10 protein-coding genes are annotated in these 15,920 nt (G+C 71.7%); 5 read left to right on the top strand and 5 right to left on the bottom strand.

Annotated elements, in window-relative coordinates; all coding sequences use genetic code 11:
* Positions 1-49 precede the first annotated feature (49 nt).
* Complete coding sequence (locus D3P35_RS05650; protein ID WP_157982045.1) at positions 50-1,864, top strand: autotransporter assembly complex family protein; 1,815 nt, start codon at positions 50-52, stop codon at positions 1,862-1,864.
* A complete protein-coding gene (locus D3P35_RS05645) occupies positions 1,864-6,255 on the top strand; it encodes a translocation/assembly module TamB domain-containing protein (protein WP_118133501.1) in 4,392 nt (1,463 codons plus the stop codon). Before D3P35_RS05650 ends, D3P35_RS05645 begins: the two co-directional genes overlap by 1 nt.
* Before the next feature lie 1,056 nt (positions 6,256-7,311).
* Here D3P35_RS05645 and D3P35_RS05635 read toward each other — a convergent pair.
* Positions 7,312-8,250 (bottom strand): PRC-barrel domain-containing protein, encoded by a 939-nt coding sequence (locus D3P35_RS05635; RefSeq protein ID WP_118133500.1) that lies wholly within the window; start codon positions 8,248-8,250, stop codon positions 7,312-7,314.
* 268 nt (positions 8,251-8,518) lie between these two features.
* Between D3P35_RS05635 and D3P35_RS05630 the strand changes: the two genes are divergently transcribed.
* Both D3P35_RS05630 and D3P35_RS05625 read left to right on the top strand, forming a co-directional pair.
* Positions 8,519-9,496 carry a putative zinc-binding metallopeptidase gene (locus tag D3P35_RS05630; RefSeq protein WP_118133499.1) on the top strand — a complete coding sequence of 326 codons (978 nt, stop codon included), beginning with the start codon at positions 8,519-8,521 and terminating at the stop codon, positions 9,494-9,496.
* A 118-nt stretch (positions 9,497-9,614) separates the two neighbouring features.
* Positions 9,615-11,297, top strand: coding sequence for an amidohydrolase (locus D3P35_RS05625; RefSeq protein ID WP_118133498.1), 1,683 nt, complete (start codon positions 9,615-9,617; stop codon positions 11,295-11,297).
* 363 nt (positions 11,298-11,660) lie between these two features.
* On the opposite strand, the gene D3P35_RS05620 is transcribed toward D3P35_RS05625, so the two are convergent.
* Together D3P35_RS05620 and D3P35_RS05615 are read right to left on the bottom strand one after the other, a co-directional pair.
* Complete coding sequence (locus D3P35_RS05620; protein ID WP_118133497.1) at positions 11,661-12,338, bottom strand: DUF1028 domain-containing protein; 678 nt, start codon at positions 12,336-12,338, stop codon at positions 11,661-11,663.
* Complete coding sequence (locus D3P35_RS05615) at positions 12,335-13,270, bottom strand: N-carbamoyl-D-amino-acid hydrolase (RefSeq protein ID WP_118133496.1); 936 nt, start codon at positions 13,268-13,270, stop codon at positions 12,335-12,337. Before D3P35_RS05615 ends, D3P35_RS05620 begins: the two co-directional genes overlap by 4 nt.
* A 97-nt stretch (positions 13,271-13,367) precedes the next feature.
* Here D3P35_RS05615 and D3P35_RS05610 point away from each other — a divergent pair, with 97 nt between their 5' ends.
* Positions 13,368-14,258 carry a LysR family transcriptional regulator gene (locus tag D3P35_RS05610; RefSeq protein ID WP_118133495.1) on the top strand — a complete coding sequence of 297 codons (891 nt, stop codon included), beginning with the start codon at positions 13,368-13,370 and terminating at the stop codon, positions 14,256-14,258.
* Here the strand turns inward: D3P35_RS05610 and D3P35_RS05605 are convergent.
* Both D3P35_RS05605 and D3P35_RS05600 read right to left on the bottom strand, forming a co-directional pair.
* Entirely contained in the window at positions 14,239-15,150 is a 912-nt protein-coding gene (locus D3P35_RS05605; protein ID WP_118133494.1) for a DMT family transporter, read from the bottom strand. The two genes, D3P35_RS05610 and D3P35_RS05605, sit on opposite strands and share 20 nt — an antisense overlap.
* Positions 15,147-15,908 carry a DUF1028 domain-containing protein gene (locus tag D3P35_RS05600; RefSeq protein ID WP_118133493.1) on the bottom strand — a complete coding sequence of 254 codons (762 nt, stop codon included), beginning with the start codon at positions 15,906-15,908 and terminating at the stop codon, positions 15,147-15,149. The genes D3P35_RS05605 and D3P35_RS05600 overlap by 4 nt, the downstream gene beginning before the upstream one ends.
* Between the last annotated feature and the right edge of the window lie 12 nt (positions 15,909-15,920).

The following is a 15,920-nucleotide window of genomic DNA, read 5'->3' as shown; positions in this document are numbered from 1 at the left end:
CCCTCGGCTACGCAGGGCGGGCTCACCAACAGAAGAACAGGACGAACGGTTGGACAGAAACGTGCTGGGGCGCGGATTGCTTCTCTGCGCCTTGTCGGGGCTCGCGAGCGGCTGCAGCGACGAGCTCTCGCTGGCGGAAGCCTCGCCCCCGGAAACCCAGATCGAAGGTTACGAGATCGTGCTGGACGGCGCCCCGGACGAGGCGTTCTCCGACCTCGCCGAGGAAGCCCTGCAGGTCTACCGGCTGGAGGAGAACGGCGCCCAGTCCCGCGCCTTCCTGCGTCGCCGCGCCGAGGGCGACATCGAGACCCTGGTGAAGATGCTGAAATCGCAGGGATATTACGAGGGTACGGCCTCCATCGAGCTCTCGCCCCCCGAGGCGGAGGAGGTGACCGTGACCCTGCACGTGATCCCCGGGCCGCGCTACGAGCTCGCCGCGCACGATTTCCAGCTCGTGGAGGTGGAGGACACCCCGCCGCCGCTCGACGCGAAGGCGCTCGGCTCGCCGGTGGGCGGGCCCGCAGTGGCCCAGGACATCGTGACCGCCGAGGACGCCGCGGTGGGCGAGCTGCAGCGCCGCGGCTTCGCCTATGCGCGCTTCCTCGGGCGCGACGCGGTGGCGGACCCCGCCGCCCACACCATCGAGGTGCAGTCCTCGTTCCAGGTCGGCCGGCACTACACCTTCGGCGACGTGACCTTCGACAACATCACCGTGGTCGAGGACGAGTACCTGCGCACCTACATCAACTGGGAGCCGGGCGAGACCTTCTCCCAGGCCAAGCTGCGCGACTACCAGCGCGAGCTTTCCGACACCGGCCTGTTCACTGCGGTGAGCGCCGACACGCCGGAGAACGCGCCGAAGAGCCGCGCCCTGCCGATCACCGTCTCGGGCGAGCCGCGGCCGCCGCGCACGGTCTCGGCCGGTCTCTACTACGACACCACCGACGGCGTGCTGGTGAAGGGCTCGCTCGCGCATCGCAACCTCTTCGGGCGCAACGAGCAGGGCTCGGTGGCGCTGGAGGCCGGGCTCGACACGCAGCGCCTGCAGTTCTCCTACCTCGAGCCGCAGTTCAAGCGCGACGGCCAGAGCCTGGTGGGCGGGCTGGAGCTGCGCAACGAGGACATTGACGCCTACGAGGAGCAGGGCGGCACGCTCACCCTCGGCATCGAGCGCGAGCTCTCCGATGTCTGGACGGTGGGCGCCGGCGGCCTCGTCGAGGTCAGCCGCATCAAGGACGAGGGCGAGACCTCGGACGCCTTCCTCGGCGGCATCCCGGTGTTCGTGCGCTACGACGACACCGACGACCTGCTCGACCCGCGCGAGGGCATCCGCTTCCGGGTGAGCGCCACGCCCTTCGGCGGCGAGTACAACGACGAGGGCACCACCTTCCTTACCCTCGACGGCAACGCCTCGACCTACGTGCCGCTCGACGAGGAGCGCAAGTACGTGCTCGCGCTGCGCGGCCGGCTCGCCAGCATCCTGGCGGAAAACCTCGACCGCGTGCCCCCCACCCGGCGGCTCTACGCCGGCGGCGGCGGCTCGATCCGCGGCTACGGCACCGACATGGTCGGCCCGCTCGACGATGACGGCGACCCGGTGGGCGGCCTCTCGGCCATGGAAGTGGGCGCGGAGATGCGCGCGCAGGTCTGGGGCGACATCGGCGTGGTCGCCTTCCTCGAGGCAGGCTCCGTCTCGCCCGAATCCTACCCGGATTTCGATGACGGCGTGCAGACCGCGGCGGGCATCGGCGGGCGCTACTACTCCCCCGTCGGCCCGATCCGCTTCGATATCGGCGTGCCGCTGAACCCGCGGGACGACGACGACGACTTCCAGCTCTACTTCTCCATCGGGCAGGCCTTCTGATGCGCTTTCTCCACCTCCTCGGCTTCGCGCTGATCCTCGCCCTCGCCGCGCCGGAGGCGCAGGCGCAGACCTCGATCTTCAACGTGCGCAGCCGGCTCGTGCAGTTCCTGCTGGAGCAGGTCTCCACGCCCGGATCCTTCGAGGTGACGGTGGAGGAGGTCGACAGCCCGGACAGCGGGGTCACCCGCCTGCAGGGGCTGAAGGTGGCCGATTCAGAAGGGGTGTGGATCACCGCGGGGGTGGTCTCGCTGGAGTGGAATGCCTCGCGCCTGCTGCGCGGCGAGCTGGAGATCCCGCAGATCCTGGTGCAGGACCTCGACGTGATCCGCCCGCCCGCGCCGGGCCAGGAGGCGCCGGAGCTGAAGGAGGGCGAGGAGGATCCCAACGCCTCGCCCTTCGACTGGCCGCGCAGCCCGATCACCCTGCGCATCTCCGAGATGCGGCTCGACAACATCCACATCGCCGAGGGCGTGCTGCCCCAGGAGATCACCTTCGACGCGCTCGGCTCGGCGGTGGACGAGGGCGACCAGCAGTCGCTCAAACTCGACGTCACCCGCACCGACGCGATCGAAGGCAAGATCGCGGTGGACTACCTGCGCGACTTCTCCAACGACACGCTGCGCATCCAGCTCGACGCCGACGAGGCCCCGGGCGGCATCGTCGCCACCGCCGCCGGCTTCCCCGATGACAGCCGCAGCCAGGTAAGCCTCGTCGCCGACGGGCCGAAGGAGGACTGGAAGGTCGATTTCGACGCCTCGGTCGACCGGGTGTTCTCCTCCGACGGCACCGCCACCGTCTCCTACGTGGCGCCGCTCTCGGTCACGGCCGATTTCGCCCTGCGGCCCGGCGAGGCGATGTCCGAGGACGTGCGCGGCCTGCTCGCCCCCTCCGCCGACATCCGCGCCCGGGTCTCGGAGGAGGCCGGGGTGATCCGCTTCCAGGAGCTCGCGCTCACCTCGCCGGAGCTGAACCTCAACGCCCAGGGCACCTTTGCCCGCGAGAGCGGGGCGATGGACCTCGTGCTCGACCTCGCCGGCCAGTCCGGCCTCGCGAAGCTGGCGGACGGGGTGGATTTCGAGCGTTTCGGCTTCCGCGGCACGGTGCAGGGCACGCCGGACAATCTCGCGGCCAACGGTGTCGCCTCGCTCGCGGCGCTGAAGACCGCGCCGGCCGACGCGGGCGACCTGGAGCTGAACATCGATGTCACCCGCACCGGCGAGCGCATCGCCTTCAACGTCGACGGGCAGGGCACGCAGGTGCGCCTCGACCAGCTGCAGCCCGACGTGGTGGGGGATATCAACCTCACCGCTTCGGGCACGCAGGAGGGCGAGCAGCTCGACCTCACCATCCTCTCGCTCGCCGGGCCGCTGATGCAGGTGACGGCCACGGGCAGCACCGATCTCGCCTTCCAGGAGGCGGGGCTGAGCTTCACCGCCCGCCTGCCGCAGTTCGGCCCCTTCGCCCGCGCCTATGGCCAGGACATCGAGGGCGCGGCCGACGTGAAGGGCCGGGTGGAGATCGCCGGCGGCGCGCCCACCGCGCATGTGGAGGGCACGGTCTCGGACGTGCGCTCACCCATGGCCGACCTCGGGAATTTCGACCTCACCGCCGACGTGGCGCAGGAGGGCGAACGCCTCACCTTCGCCGCCGACGGCACGGTGGAGCGCCTGCGCCTCGACCGCATCGGCCCGGACGTTCTGGGCACCACGCAGCTCACCGTGCGCGGCGCGATGGAGGGCGACGACCTCACGCTCGAGACCGCGGCCCTCGACGGCCCGCGCCTGCAGGCCTCGGTGAGCGGCGCGCTCGACCTCGCGGCCACCGACGGCAGCTTCGACTACACCCTGCGCGCGCCCGAGATCGGCCCCGTGGCCGCCGCCTATGACCAGGATGTCACCGGCGCGGTGGAGGCCGACGGCACGCTCACCCTCGCTCAGGCCGTGCCCGCCATCGCCGGCACCGCGGCGCTGCGCGACCTCGCCTATGCCGGCACCGGCTACGGCGACATCGTCGCCACCCATGACGTGACGCTGGGCGAGGCGCCGGAGGGCACGCTGCAGGTGGACGCGAGCAACGGCGCCATCGGCGACGCGCGCATCGAGACCGCCTTCCGCCTCGCGGGCGAGGAGCTGGCGCTGAGCGGCATCGATGTCTCGGCCCTCGGCCTCGCGATCACCGGCGACATGACGACCGATCTGGGCACCACGCTCTCCACCGGCGCGCTGAAGCTCTCGAGCCGCGATCTCGCGCCGCTCGGCCGCTTCGCCGGCACGCCGCTGGCGGGCGCGCTCGACGGCACGGTGACGCTGGAGGCCGCGGAGAGCGGCCAGTCCGTGGCCGCCCGGCTCAACGGCCGCGGCATCGGCACCGCCGACATCTCCACCGAGACGGTGCGGCTCGACGCCCGGGTGGCGGACGCGCTCGGCACCCCCTCGGTGAACGCCACCGCCGACGTGGCGGTGCTCGACCTCGGCGAGACCGGCCGGCTCGACACCATCACCCTGCGCGCGAGCGGCCCGCTCAGCGGCATGCAGGTGACCGCCGACACCGCGGGCGAGATCATGGAAAAGCCGTTCGCCGCCGGGCTCACCTCGGCGCTGGCGGTGCAGGGCAGCACCATCACCGCGCGGGTGAGCCGGCTTGAGGCCAGCCACGGCGAGCTGGAGGTGAGCCAGCAAGGCCCGCTCACCCTGCGCTCCTCGGGCGGGGCGGTGGACGTGCAGGGGCTCGACCTGAGCTTCCCGAAGGGCGGCCGGGTGAGCGGCGACGCGGGCTATTCCGCGGCCGGGTTCTCGGGCGATCTCAACGTGGAGCGGCTCGATCTCACGCTTGCCAACAACTTCGGCGAGGCGCCCGTGCAGTCGGGCACGCTGCACGGAACGGCGGTGTTCGACACCCGCCCCGGCCGCGCCAGCGCCGACGTGGACCTGCGCGCGGAAAACCTCAAGCTGCGCGACGTGGCGCCGGAGGCCGAGCCCTTCCGCAGCCGGCTGGTGGCAAACTGGAACGGCCGGCTGGCCGATGTCTCCCTGCGGGTGGAGGGCGGCTTCGGCGAGCCCATCCGGGTGAAGGCCGGCGTGCCGCTGCGCGCGGGCGCGGGCGGCATTCCGCAGGTGGTGGGCAACGGTTCGCTCACCGGCTCGGTGAACTGGCGCGGCGAGATCGCGCCGCTCTGGGCGCTGGTGCCGCTGGCCGACCACGAGGTGACCGGCGATGCCAACGTGGCGCTCGAGCTCTCCGGCACGCCGGACGCGCCCAGCGTGGCCGGGCGCATCGGGCTGGAGAACGGCCGCTACCAGAACCTCGCCCTGGGCGTGATCCTCACCGATCTCACCGTGCGCTCGCGGCTGGAAAGCCCGCAGGACCTGGTGCTGAACATCTCCGGGCAGGACGGCAACGAGGGCACGGTCACCGGCCGGGTGCGGCTGCTCTCGGGCGATGGCGAGCCGCGCCTGCGCGCCGAGGTGAAGGCCGACCGCGCCGTGCTGGTGCGCCGCGATGACGTGACGGCGATGATCTCCTCCGACATCGTGGTGCGCGGGCCCTTCACCGCGCTGCGGGTGGAGGGCAACGTGACCATCGACCGCGCCGAGGTGCGGCTGGTCGATGCGCTGCCGCCTTCCATCGTCACGCTGGGCGACGTGCGCATCAAGGGCGAGGAGCCGCCGGAGGAGGAGGCGGAGGCCGGCAGCACCGTGCGGCTGAACGTCGACGTGAATGCACCGGGCAACATCTTCGTGCGCGGCCGCGGCCTCGACAGCGAGTGGCAGGCCGATATCGACGTGCGCGGCACCGCCGCCGCGCCGCAGATCACCGGCTCGGTGGAGCGGGTGCGCGGCACGTTCGACCTGATCGGCAAGACCTTCAACCTCTCGGAGGGCGAGGTGCGCTTCAACGGCGGCCGCAACATCGACCCCGATCTCGACGTGGTGCTGGAGCGCTCGGACAACGACATCACCGGCCGCGTGCGGGTGCAGGGCCCGGCCTCCGACCCGGAGGTGAGCTTCGACTCCACCCCGGCCCTGCCGCAGGACGAGGTGTTGCCGCGCCTGCTGTTCGGCACCTCGAAACAGTCGCTCTCCGGTGCGCAGGCGATCCAGCTCGCCATCGGCATCCGCACCCTCACCACCGGCGACGCGGGCCCCCTCGACACCGCGCGCTCCGCCCTCGGCGTGGACGTGCTGCAGGTCGACCCCACCGAGGACGGCGCCGAGGTGACCGTGGGCAAGAACGTGGCCGACGGCGTGTTCGTGGGCGCCTCGAAGGAAGTGGGCGGCGAGGGCGGCGAGTCTGTCACCGTCGAGGTCGACATCTTCGAGGGCGTGACCGCGGAGGGCAATGTCGGCACCACCAGCTCGAACATCGGTATCGGCTGGAAGACCGACTTCTGAGGCTCCCCCCGCGCCCGCCGGGCGCGGGCAAGCGGAGGCGGCCGTCCGGTTTCCCCGGGGCCGGGCGCGCGGCGGAGTTGCTCGGGGGATGCCGAACGTCACGTCCGCGTGTTGCCGGCGGCGGGCGGCCTTGCGATTTAGAGACGAGGCCGGGCGCGGTGTGCGCCGGCCTGGTCGCCTCCTTGCGCGTGCGGATGCCGAAGCAATGCCGGAGCTCTGTCGTGAGCGTTCCGATCGGCCGCATCCGGGCGCTCGGGGATGACTGGCGGAGATCGCGCCGGATGCCCGGGAACCGGGGCCCCGGCCGGAATCCCTGGCGGGGATGCCGGCGCGCTCCTCATGTCGACACGGCAGTCGGCTACCGGGGAGACCGGCTCCGGATCTGCGCATTCAGCGGAGCGCCGCGGCTCCGCCGACGGACCGGCTCGCGCTGCTCAGTGACACGGACGGATGCGCCGCGGCTGCGCGCGCCTGCCCGCCCCCGCGCCGTCGCCTGCCCGGCTCCGGCTCTGCCGCCGCCTCCGGGGAGGCCCGCCGCAGCTGGTGAGCCGCATGGCCTGGCGGCGCAATCGCCAGCCCGGCTCCGGTTCAGCCACCACTTCCGGGGAGGCCGGCCGAAGCAGGCAGGACGTCTTCCTCCGGCGCAAGGCCAGACCGACGGCGCTGCATTGGCGCGGCGATCCCGGCGGGGAGGTGTCGACACGCCGCGCCACGTGGTCACCCCGCTCGGGCGCGCTCATGTCATCGGTGCTGCTGCCCGATCAATTCTGCCCTTGCCAGGCGCGGTTCCCGCGCGACTCTGCCTCTCTGCCTCTCTGCCTCTCTGCCTCTCTGCCTCTCTGCCTCTCTGCCTCTCTGCCTCTCTGCCTCTCTGCCTCCGCCCGCGAGGCGGGCCGGTTCGGGCGACATACGGCGGGGGAGGGGCCCGGAACAGCGAAACCCCCCGCGCGGGGGGCGCGGGGGGGTGGAAAAAGCCCGCCGACGGAGGGCGTCGGCGGGCCTCGGTCCGGCCGTCAGGGATGGGGATCAAGAGCGGCCGTTCCGATCTGTCGGGGTTCAGCCCTCGTAGGTGGGCATGTCGTTGAGCTGTTCCTCGGTGGTCGGCACGTAGATGCGCAGGTCGTTCTCGTCCTCGCCCTGCATCACCTGCAGTTCCTTGAAGTCCACGGCCACCGGCTTGGCGCCCAGGCCCAGGAAGCCGCCCACGTCGACGATCGCGTCCTGCGCGGTGCCGTCCTCGTTGAGCACGATCTCGGTCACTTCACCGATCTCGGCCTCGTTCTGGTCGTACACCGTGGCGCCGATCAGCGCGTCGGACTTGATCTGGTCGGCCGGGGTCTCGGTGTAGCCCTCGGGAGCCGCCATCATCGTGCCGCCGCCGGCGCTGGTGGTGCGGTCGGCGCCCATGTCGGTGTCGGCCTCGGCCATCTCGGTGTCGGGCACGTTGTCCGCCGACATCTGGTCGGTGCCGTTCTCGTTGGTGGTCATCGCGGTGTCGGCATTGTCCATGCTGTCACCCTCGACCGCCGCGGTGTCGCTGTCGGTGGCCATCGCCGCGGTGTCGTCCTCGCGCTCGAAGGCCGGGGCGTTTTCCAGCGCCTCGCGGGTGGTGTTGATGGCGATGAACGTGTCGTCCGGGTCGTCGTTCTCGTGCAGGAACGACAGGTCGCTCATCTCGACGGCCACGGTCTTCTCGCCGATGCCGAGGAAGCCGCCCACATCGACCAGCACGGCGCGGATGTCGCCGTTCTCGTCCATCACGACGTCGCTCACCTCGCCGAGGTCTTCCCAGTTCTCGTCACCGTCGGCGGGGCGGGCCATGTCGGCCTCGGCCGGAGTCTCCGAGCCGTAGACGCGGCTGCCGATCAGCTCGGACGCGTAGACGTCGCTGGCAGTCGGCGCCTCGAGATAAGTAGACTCGGTAACGTCCTGCGCATAGACAGCACCCCCGCCCATGACGAGAGCAATCGCGGTAGTAGCAATAAGGCGTTTCATATCGAATCTCCTCTTCCTTTTGTTTCCTTCCCGGCGGGTATTGCGTTTCGTGCCGGGTGTTCTGCCGGTTCAACGTGCCGCCACGAGGAGAGTTCCGATTTTCTTCTCAAGGAAATTTCGCCCCGGCCGGGGAACTTTTCGCGATGTGCGCGCGGGCCGCAGCCGCTGCCACAGGCACCTCGCGCGCGCCGTTGCGCGGCGGCTTCCGCGCGCTAGGTTGAGGAGCCAGACAGTCCCGCTGCCCCCCTCTCTGCCCCGGAGTTCCAGGATGGAAACCTTTGCCTGCCCGAGCTGTTCCGGAACCCTCTACTTCGAGAACCTCGCCTGTGCCTGCGGCCAGCCGGTGGTCTGGGACCCCGGCGCCCGCGTCTTTCGCGATGCCGACCAGGTGACCGGCTGCGCCAACCGCGCCGGGATCGACTGCAACTGGGCGGCGGCCGGCAGCGGCGGGCTCTGCGCCTCCTGCGCGATGACCCGCACCCGCCCCGACCTCTCGGTGCGGCGCAACGCGGCGCTCTGGGCCGAGGCGGAGGCCGCCAAGCGCTGGGTGCTCGCCAACCTGATGCGCTGGGGCATCTTCACCGCGCGCGACCCCGCGAGCCCGCCGGTGTTCGACCTGCTGTCCGAGCTGGTGGCCGGGGGGCGCGAGCAGGTGATGATGGGCCATGCCGACGGCGTGATCACGATCAATGTCCTGGAGGCGGACACCGCCCTGCGCGAGAAGCGGCGCGACCAGCTCGGCGAGCCCTACCGCACCCTCACCGGGCATTTCCGCCACGAGCTGGCGCATTACCTCTTCCTGCGGCTCGAGCCGCGCGAGGGGTTCCTGCCCGCCTTCCGCGCCCTGTTCGGCGACGAGACCGCCGATTACGGCGCCGCCCTGGAGGCCTACTACGCCTCCGGCAGCCCGCCCGCCGGCTGGCAGGAGAGCCACGTGAGCGAATATGCCCGCGCCCACCCGCACGAGGACTGGGCCGAGACCGTGGCCCATGCCCTGCACCTCACCGACATGCTCGACAGTGCCGCGGCCATGCAGCTCGCCACCCCCCGCTCGCAGGTGGAGGGCGATGCCTACGACGACCCGGCCGACGAGCACACTCTGGCCGCCGCCCTCGACCTTGCCATCGCGATGAACCACATGGCCCGGTCGATGGGCCTGCCGGACCTCTATCCCTTCGTGGTCTCGGCGGGCGTGCGCGAGAAGCTGCTCTTCGTGCGGGAGTGGCTGCCGCGGGTGACGGGCTGAGGCGGCAGGGCCGGGGGGCGGGCCCCGGGAGAAATTAAACCGCGGCAGGTGGTTGCAATCCGCCTCCGCCACTGGCTAAGCCGGGGCAGCGCCGCAGCAGGGCAACAGGGAGACAAGAATGGGCGAAACCGCCGACATCATCATCACCAACGGCATCCTCCTCACCATGGACCCGAGCCGGCCCCGCGCCGAGGCTCTGGCCGTCTCCGGGGGGCGGATCATTGCCGTCGGCGATGCGGAGGAGATCGCCGGCCTCGCCGGCCCGCGCACCCGCACGGTGGACGCGCGCGGCGCCACCGTGCTGCCCGGGTTCAACGAGGCGCATATCCACATCTTCCCCGGCTCGGTGGCGCTGGACCAGCTCTCGCTCGCGGGCGTGAGCGGCGAGGCGGAGCTGCGCGCGCGGGTGCGGGACTTCGACACGGAGCACCCGGGGCTCGACCTGCTGGTCGGCAAGGCCTGCGACTACACCATCCTCGGAGAGGGGCGCGCGCTCGACCGGCACGTGCTCGACGCCATCCTGCCCGACCGCCCGCTGCTGCTGGTCGCCCCCGACCACCACACCGCCTGGGCGAACACCGCGGCGCTGAAGGCCGCGGGCCTGCTGGAGGGGCGCGCGCTGCCGCCGGGCAACGAGATCGTCATGGGGGAGGACGGGCTGGCGGCCGGCGAGCTGCGCGAGCCCGCCGCCTTCGGCCCCGTGGAGGCGATGGGCCCGACCGGGGGGCGCGAGGGGGCGGGGCTCGGCACCGGCGCCGACCCGGTTCCCGCCCCGGACGCGGCGCAGCGCGAGACCGATCTCGCCGCGCTGCGCAAGGGGCTCGCGCATCTCGCCGCCCACGGCATCACCAGTTTCCAGAACATGGACGGCAATGCCTACCAGCTCGAGCTGCTCTCCGAGCTGGAGCGCCGGGGCGAGCTCACCTGCCGCGCCCGCGTGCCCTTCCACTTCGTGCCGGAGATGGAGATCGAGGCGCTGGAGCAGGCCTCCGGGATGGCGGCGCGCTATGCCTCGCCGCGCATCGCCTCGGGCACGGTGAAGCTGTTCATCGACGGTGTGCTCGACGGCTGGACCGCCCTGATGGCCGAGGATTACGCCGACCGCCCGGGCTGGCGCGGCGAGCCGCGCTTCGAGGAGGCGCGCTTCCACGCCATCATCGCCGAGGCGGACCGGCGGGGCCTGCAGGTGGCGGTGCATGCCATCGGCGACCGGGCGGTGAACATGGTGCTCGACGGGTTCGAGAAGGCCCGGGCGGCGAACGGGCCGCGCGACAGCCGCCACCGGGTGGAGCATATCGAGGTGGCGCTCGTCTCCGACATCCCGCGCTTTGCTGAGCTCGGGGTCATCGCCTCCGTGCAGCCGCCGCACCCGCCGGGCCAGGCCGGGCTGCCGCTGGAACCCACGCTGTCGCGCATCGGCAAGGCGCGCTGGCCGCTGGCCTACCCCTGGGCGGCGCTGCGCGCAGCCGGGGCCGAGATGCTCTTCGCCTCCGACTGGCCGGTGTCGCCTGTCGACCCGCTGGCCGGCGTTGCTGCCGCGATGACCCGGGAGAAATGGGACGACGACCAGCCCGACAACCGCCAGACCCTGCTGCAGGCGCTGGAGGGCTACACGCTGGCCGGTGCGAAGGCCGAGTTCCGCGAGCACGAGAAGGGCCGGCTCGCGCCCGGCTTCCTCGCCGACATCGTGGTGCTCGACGACGATCTCGAGGCGGCGGATGCCGAGGAATTCCCCGAGATCCGCCCTGTCCTCACCATCTGCGACGGCGCGGTGACCTACGTGGACGAGGAGGCCTTCTGAGGCCGCCAGCCCCCGGCCGCAACGGTCAGACGGCCCGTGGTAGGCGGCTTCGCCCGGCGGGCGCGGGAGGGTGCAGGGGACGCGGGGCGGCGGCCTGACGGAGACACCGGGGCGACCCCGGCTTTCGCCGGGGTTCCGGCCGCGCCAGCATCCGGGGCAACCGCGCCGGGGCCCGAGCGGGGCGGACACGTCCTCCGGGACCTGCTGCTGCCCGCCCTCCGGCCCGGGACGTCCTCGCCGGGTGTGCGTGGAGCGGCGTCATCGCCCGTGGCGGCAGGGGGGAAGCGCCCGGGCGGGTGTGAGACGGTGTCCCGGCGGCCGATCGGCCGCCCGTGCGCCGGGCGGGCCGGCCGGGCGCGGGGCTCAGCCCCGGTTCGCGTGTTCCACCTCGCGCGAGGGCGGGGCGGAATCGGGGTCGAGCACGCGCAGCCGGTAGGCATCGGCCTTGGGCGCCCAGTCGGCCCAGAGCTCGGCCAGCGCGTCCACTGGGGTGGGCGAGCGGTCGGCCCGCAGGTCGGCCGAGAAGATCCCCTCGGAGCCCAGCACCTTCAGGGCGGCGGATTGCAGCGGGTCACGCTCCGCCCCGGCCGCCACGCCGGCGGCGAGCCCGGCGATGAGCCGCGCCGCGAGCGGGCCCGTGGCCGCCTCGAAGCCTGCCACCATTGCCGGCATCACCTCCGGCGCGCCGAGGAAATTGCCGAGCGCGAGGCAGCCTTCGCCGGTGAGCCCGCCGCATTCGGGCAGGCAGGAGGCGCCGGTGAAATGCAGCGCCTCGCCCCTGCGGGTGAGGATGCCGAGCTGCCGCCAGTGCGCCGCCACGGCCGCGCCCTGCATCGCCCCGATGGCCGCCGCGGCCGAGCCGGTGGCGGCATGGGCGGCAAGGCCCACGCCGTGCAGGCGCGGGTCGGTGCGGGCCTGGGAGAACACCACGCAATCGGGCCCGATGGCCCCCACCCGGGCGCCCACGCAGACGCTCGAGGTGGTCACGGCATAGCCGATCTCCCCGGTCTCGGCGCAGATGCCGGCGAGCGAGAAGGTCATTCCTTGATCTCCACCCCGGTCTGCGAGGTGATCAGCCCGTAATGCTCGATGCGCCGGTGGCGGGCGAAGTCGAACACCGAGCGGCGGATGTACGCGCCCAGCTCCATGTCGCAGGCATGGGTGATGACCTCGTCATCCTCCGACACCGCGTAGGCCACCGTCTCGCCGGTCGGCGCCACGATGGCCGAGCCGCCGATCATCGCGAACCCGTCCTCGGCGCCGCACTTGGCCGCGGCGAGCACCCAGGCGCCGTTCTGGTAGGCGGCACTTTCGATGGAGAGCTTGTGGTGCAGTGCGCGCAGGTGGGCGGGCTCGGGGTGGTGGATGTTCAGCGTCGGCGTGTTGTAGCCGAGCATGAAGATCTCGGCGCCCTGCAGCGCCATCACCCGGAAGGTCTCCGGCCAGCGGCGGTCGTTGCAGATGCACATGCCGATGCGCCCGATGGGCGACTTGAAGGTGTTGAAGCCGAGGTCGCCCACCTCGAAGTAGCGCTTCTCGAGATGCTCGAAATTCGCCTTGTGGAGCGGGTCCTTGGTGCCGGGCAGGTGCACCTTGCGGTACTTGCCGAGGATCGTGCCGTCCGGGCCCACCAGCACGGCGGTGTTGTAGCGATGCGTCTCGCCGCCCTCGGTGATCTTCTCGGCATAGCCGAGGTAGAAGCCGACGCCGAGGTCCTTCGCCACCTCGAAGAGCGGCGCCATGGCGGGGGAGGGCAGGCCCTCCTCGAAGAAGCGGTCGTAGTCCTCGGGCGTGTCGTAGATGTAGCGCGGGAAGAAGGTGGTGAGGGCGAGCTCGGGGAAGGTCACCCATTTCGCGCCGCGGCCCGCCGCCTCGCGCAGCATGTCGATGAGACGGGCGACCACCGCTTCCTTGGTGTCGCTGAGATGGACCGGGCCCATCTGGGCGACGGCGAGGATTTCCTTGCGGCTCATGGCAGCTCCCTTCCTTAACGGATCACAAACAGGACTAGACGAGCACGCCGATATGTTGAAATAAAATAGCACCCCCTTGGAAATAAGGTCACGTTATATGATCAATGCCCGTCAGCTGGAGGTGCTCAGCACCGTGATCGAGGTCGGCACCACGGCGCGCGCGGCGGAGCTGCTCAATGTATCGCAGCCCGCGGTGAGCAACATGATCCGCCACACGGAGGACATCACCGGCCTCACCCTGTTCGAGCGCGACCGCGGCCGGCTGATCCCCACGCGCGAGGCGCGGCACATCGCGCAGGAGGCGCAGCACCTGTTCATGCAGCAGAAGCGCATCTCCTCCATCGTGGAGGAGCTGCGCGGCGGCACCATGGGCACGCTCAACATCATCGCCTCGCCCTCCATCGGGCTGGGGGTGCTGCCGCGGGCGCTGGCGGAATTCTCGAAGGCGCGGCCGAAGCTGCGGCTGTCGCTCGAGCTCGGCTCGGTGGACGAGATCTCCGAGAAGCTGGTGAGCGGGCGGGCCGACCTCGGGCTGTCGATCACCGTGCCGCGGCACCCGTCGCTCTCGGTCGGGCCGATCGCGGCGGGGGAGCTGGTGTGCGTCTGCCCGCCGGGGCACGACTTCGCCTACATGAAGCGGGTGAGCATCACCGACCTCAACCTGGTGAACCACATCTCCTACGCCACCAACACGCCGCTGGGCCGGCTGGTGGACCAGGTGTTCGCCGAGCGCGGGCTGGAGCGGCGCTATTCCTGCGAGGTGCGCCACACCGCGACGGCGCTGGAGCTGGTGGCCTCCGGCATGGGCGTGGCGCTGGTGGACAGTTTCGCGCTGATCGGGCGCGAGCCGGGACGCATCGTGAAGGTGCCGACGGACCCGGTGCTGCCCATCCGCATGTCCTCCATCACCTCGCGGCTGTTCCCGACCTCGAACCTCGCGGGGCGGTTCATGGAGTTCTTCCGCGGCTTCATCGAAGCGGCTGGTTGAACCTCCGGGTGAGCTTGCGGCCCTCGCGCAGCACCATGATGCCGCCGAGGGCGATGAGCACCGAGCCGAGCAGCGCCGCCGGGCGGGGCAGGTGGCCCCAGGCGGCGAAGTCGAGCAGCATGACCCAGAGCAGGTAGGTGTAGCTGAAGGGCGCGAGGTCGGGCGGGGCGGCGCGCTGGTAGACCCAGACCAGCAGGAAGCCCGAGCCGATGCTGGCCACCCCCACCAGCGCCACCGCGCCCCAGAGCTCGAGCGGCATCGAAACCCAGGTGCCCCCGGCCGCCGCCGGCACCACGGCAAGGGCCACGCCCGCCACGCAGAGCGCCACCAGCGCCTGGGTGCGCACCAGCGCCACCGGCTGTTCTTCCTTGCAGTGGTAATGCGTGACCAGCACCGAGGCCGCGTAGCAGAAGGCGGCGGCGAAGGGCAGCACGAGCGCCAGCCCCTCGGCCCGCGCCGGCCCGATGATGAGCACCGCGCCGAGGAGGCCGAGCACCACGGCACCCACCTGCATGCGGCTCACCCGCTCGCGCATCACGAGGGCGCTGAGCAGGGTGGAGAACAGCGGGAAGGTGTAGAAGCACACCGCGGCGGTGGAGAGCGGCAGCAGCGACAGCGCGAAGATCTGCAGCAGCATCGAGCAGGCCTGGAAGCCGCTGCGCGCCAGCACCGGCAGCAGCTTCACCGGCCGCGCCCGCATGCCGGTGAAGATGAGCGCGCCGATGCACAGGAAGACGAAGATGAAGCCGGCGCGCAGCACGCCGTACTGGATGGCGCTCACCTCGGCGGTGATCGCCTTCACGAAGCCGTCGTTGAGGCAGAACACCGCCTGCGCGGCCACCATCACTGCCGCGACCGGCGCGAAGCCGGTGCGCGCCGGGGCGGTTGTCATCCCCGCAGGACCCAGGTGTCGCGCCGCCGCGCGGTGGGGAAACGGTCGGCGAGGCCGAGGGCCTCGATGCGCTCGATGGAGGCCTCGAAGAGCGTGCGCGACACCGGCAGGGCGTCGGGCTCGAGCGCGATGCGGCGCAGCTCCTCCTCCTGGTCGCCGTAGGCGGTCTTGAGGGCGCGCAGGTCGGCCACCGCGTCCTTTGCGGAGATGTCGACGCGCAGGTCGCAGCGGTCGAGCCCGTGCTCGCCCGTGGCGCGCAGCACCGAGGAGCGCAGGGGGCCGATGATCTCGCCGCCCGCGTCGCGGCCGGCCTCGAGGGCGCGCATCAGCCGCTCGGCCAGCACCTCCTCGGGGTCTTCCTCGAAGGCGGCGACCATCGCGGCGGTGATGCGGTCATTGGCGAGGATGTTGCCCGCCGCCACGCAGTTCTTGCCCACCGAATGGGTGTAGATCGAGTACATGCGCCGGCCGTGGTAGACCGAGGCGCGGCCCTCGGTGTCGAGTGCGGCGAGCTGGCGCCACTCCACGTCCGGGGTGCTCTCGCAGACGCGGGCCACCGCCTCGTCGGCCGAGACACCCTGCGAGAGCAGCTCGATGCCGAGGTCGCCCAGCCGCGGGTCGGTGCGGTGCTGGCTGAGGAAGGCGCCCTTGCGGTGGCTCAGCCGCGCGCAGCGCGAGCCCACCGCGAGGTTCGAGGTGGTGACCGCGGCGCCGAAGGCCCCGGTGCGCTCGCAGCGGCCGATGATGGAGAAAGTCATTTCGTGTCCAGT

The organism is Oceanicella sp. SM1341 (assembly GCF_003448965.1).
Lineage (GTDB): Bacteria > Pseudomonadota > Alphaproteobacteria > Rhodobacterales > Rhodobacteraceae > Paroceanicella.
The sequence above is the reverse complement of the archived record's forward strand: the minus strand, read 5'-3'. Positions and strand labels throughout refer to the sequence as shown.

Excerpts from the sequence above, each read along its gene's own strand:
- D3P35_RS05645 (WP_118133501.1), top strand. The coding sequence starts at position 1,864 with ATGCGCTTTCTCCACCTCCTCGGCTTCGCGCTGATCCTCGCCCTCGCC.
- D3P35_RS05635 (WP_118133500.1), bottom strand. The coding sequence starts at position 8,250 with ATGAAACGCCTTATTGCTACTACCGCGATTGCTCTCGTCATGGGCGGG.
- D3P35_RS05630 (WP_118133499.1), top strand. The coding sequence starts at position 8,519 with ATGGAAACCTTTGCCTGCCCGAGCTGTTCCGGAACCCTCTACTTCGAG.
- D3P35_RS05625 (WP_118133498.1), top strand. The coding sequence starts at position 9,615 with ATGGGCGAAACCGCCGACATCATCATCACCAACGGCATCCTCCTCACC.
- D3P35_RS05620 (WP_118133497.1), bottom strand. The coding sequence starts at position 12,338 with ATGACCTTCTCGCTCGCCGGCATCTGCGCCGAGACCGGGGAGATCGGC.
- D3P35_RS05615 (WP_118133496.1), bottom strand. The coding sequence starts at position 13,270 with ATGAGCCGCAAGGAAATCCTCGCCGTCGCCCAGATGGGCCCGGTCCAT.
- D3P35_RS05610 (WP_118133495.1), top strand. The coding sequence starts at position 13,368 with ATGATCAATGCCCGTCAGCTGGAGGTGCTCAGCACCGTGATCGAGGTC.
- D3P35_RS05605 (WP_118133494.1), bottom strand. The coding sequence starts at position 15,150 with ATGACAACCGCCCCGGCGCGCACCGGCTTCGCGCCGGTCGCGGCAGTG.
- D3P35_RS05600 (WP_118133493.1), bottom strand. The coding sequence starts at position 15,908 with ATGACTTTCTCCATCATCGGCCGCTGCGAGCGCACCGGGGCCTTCGGC.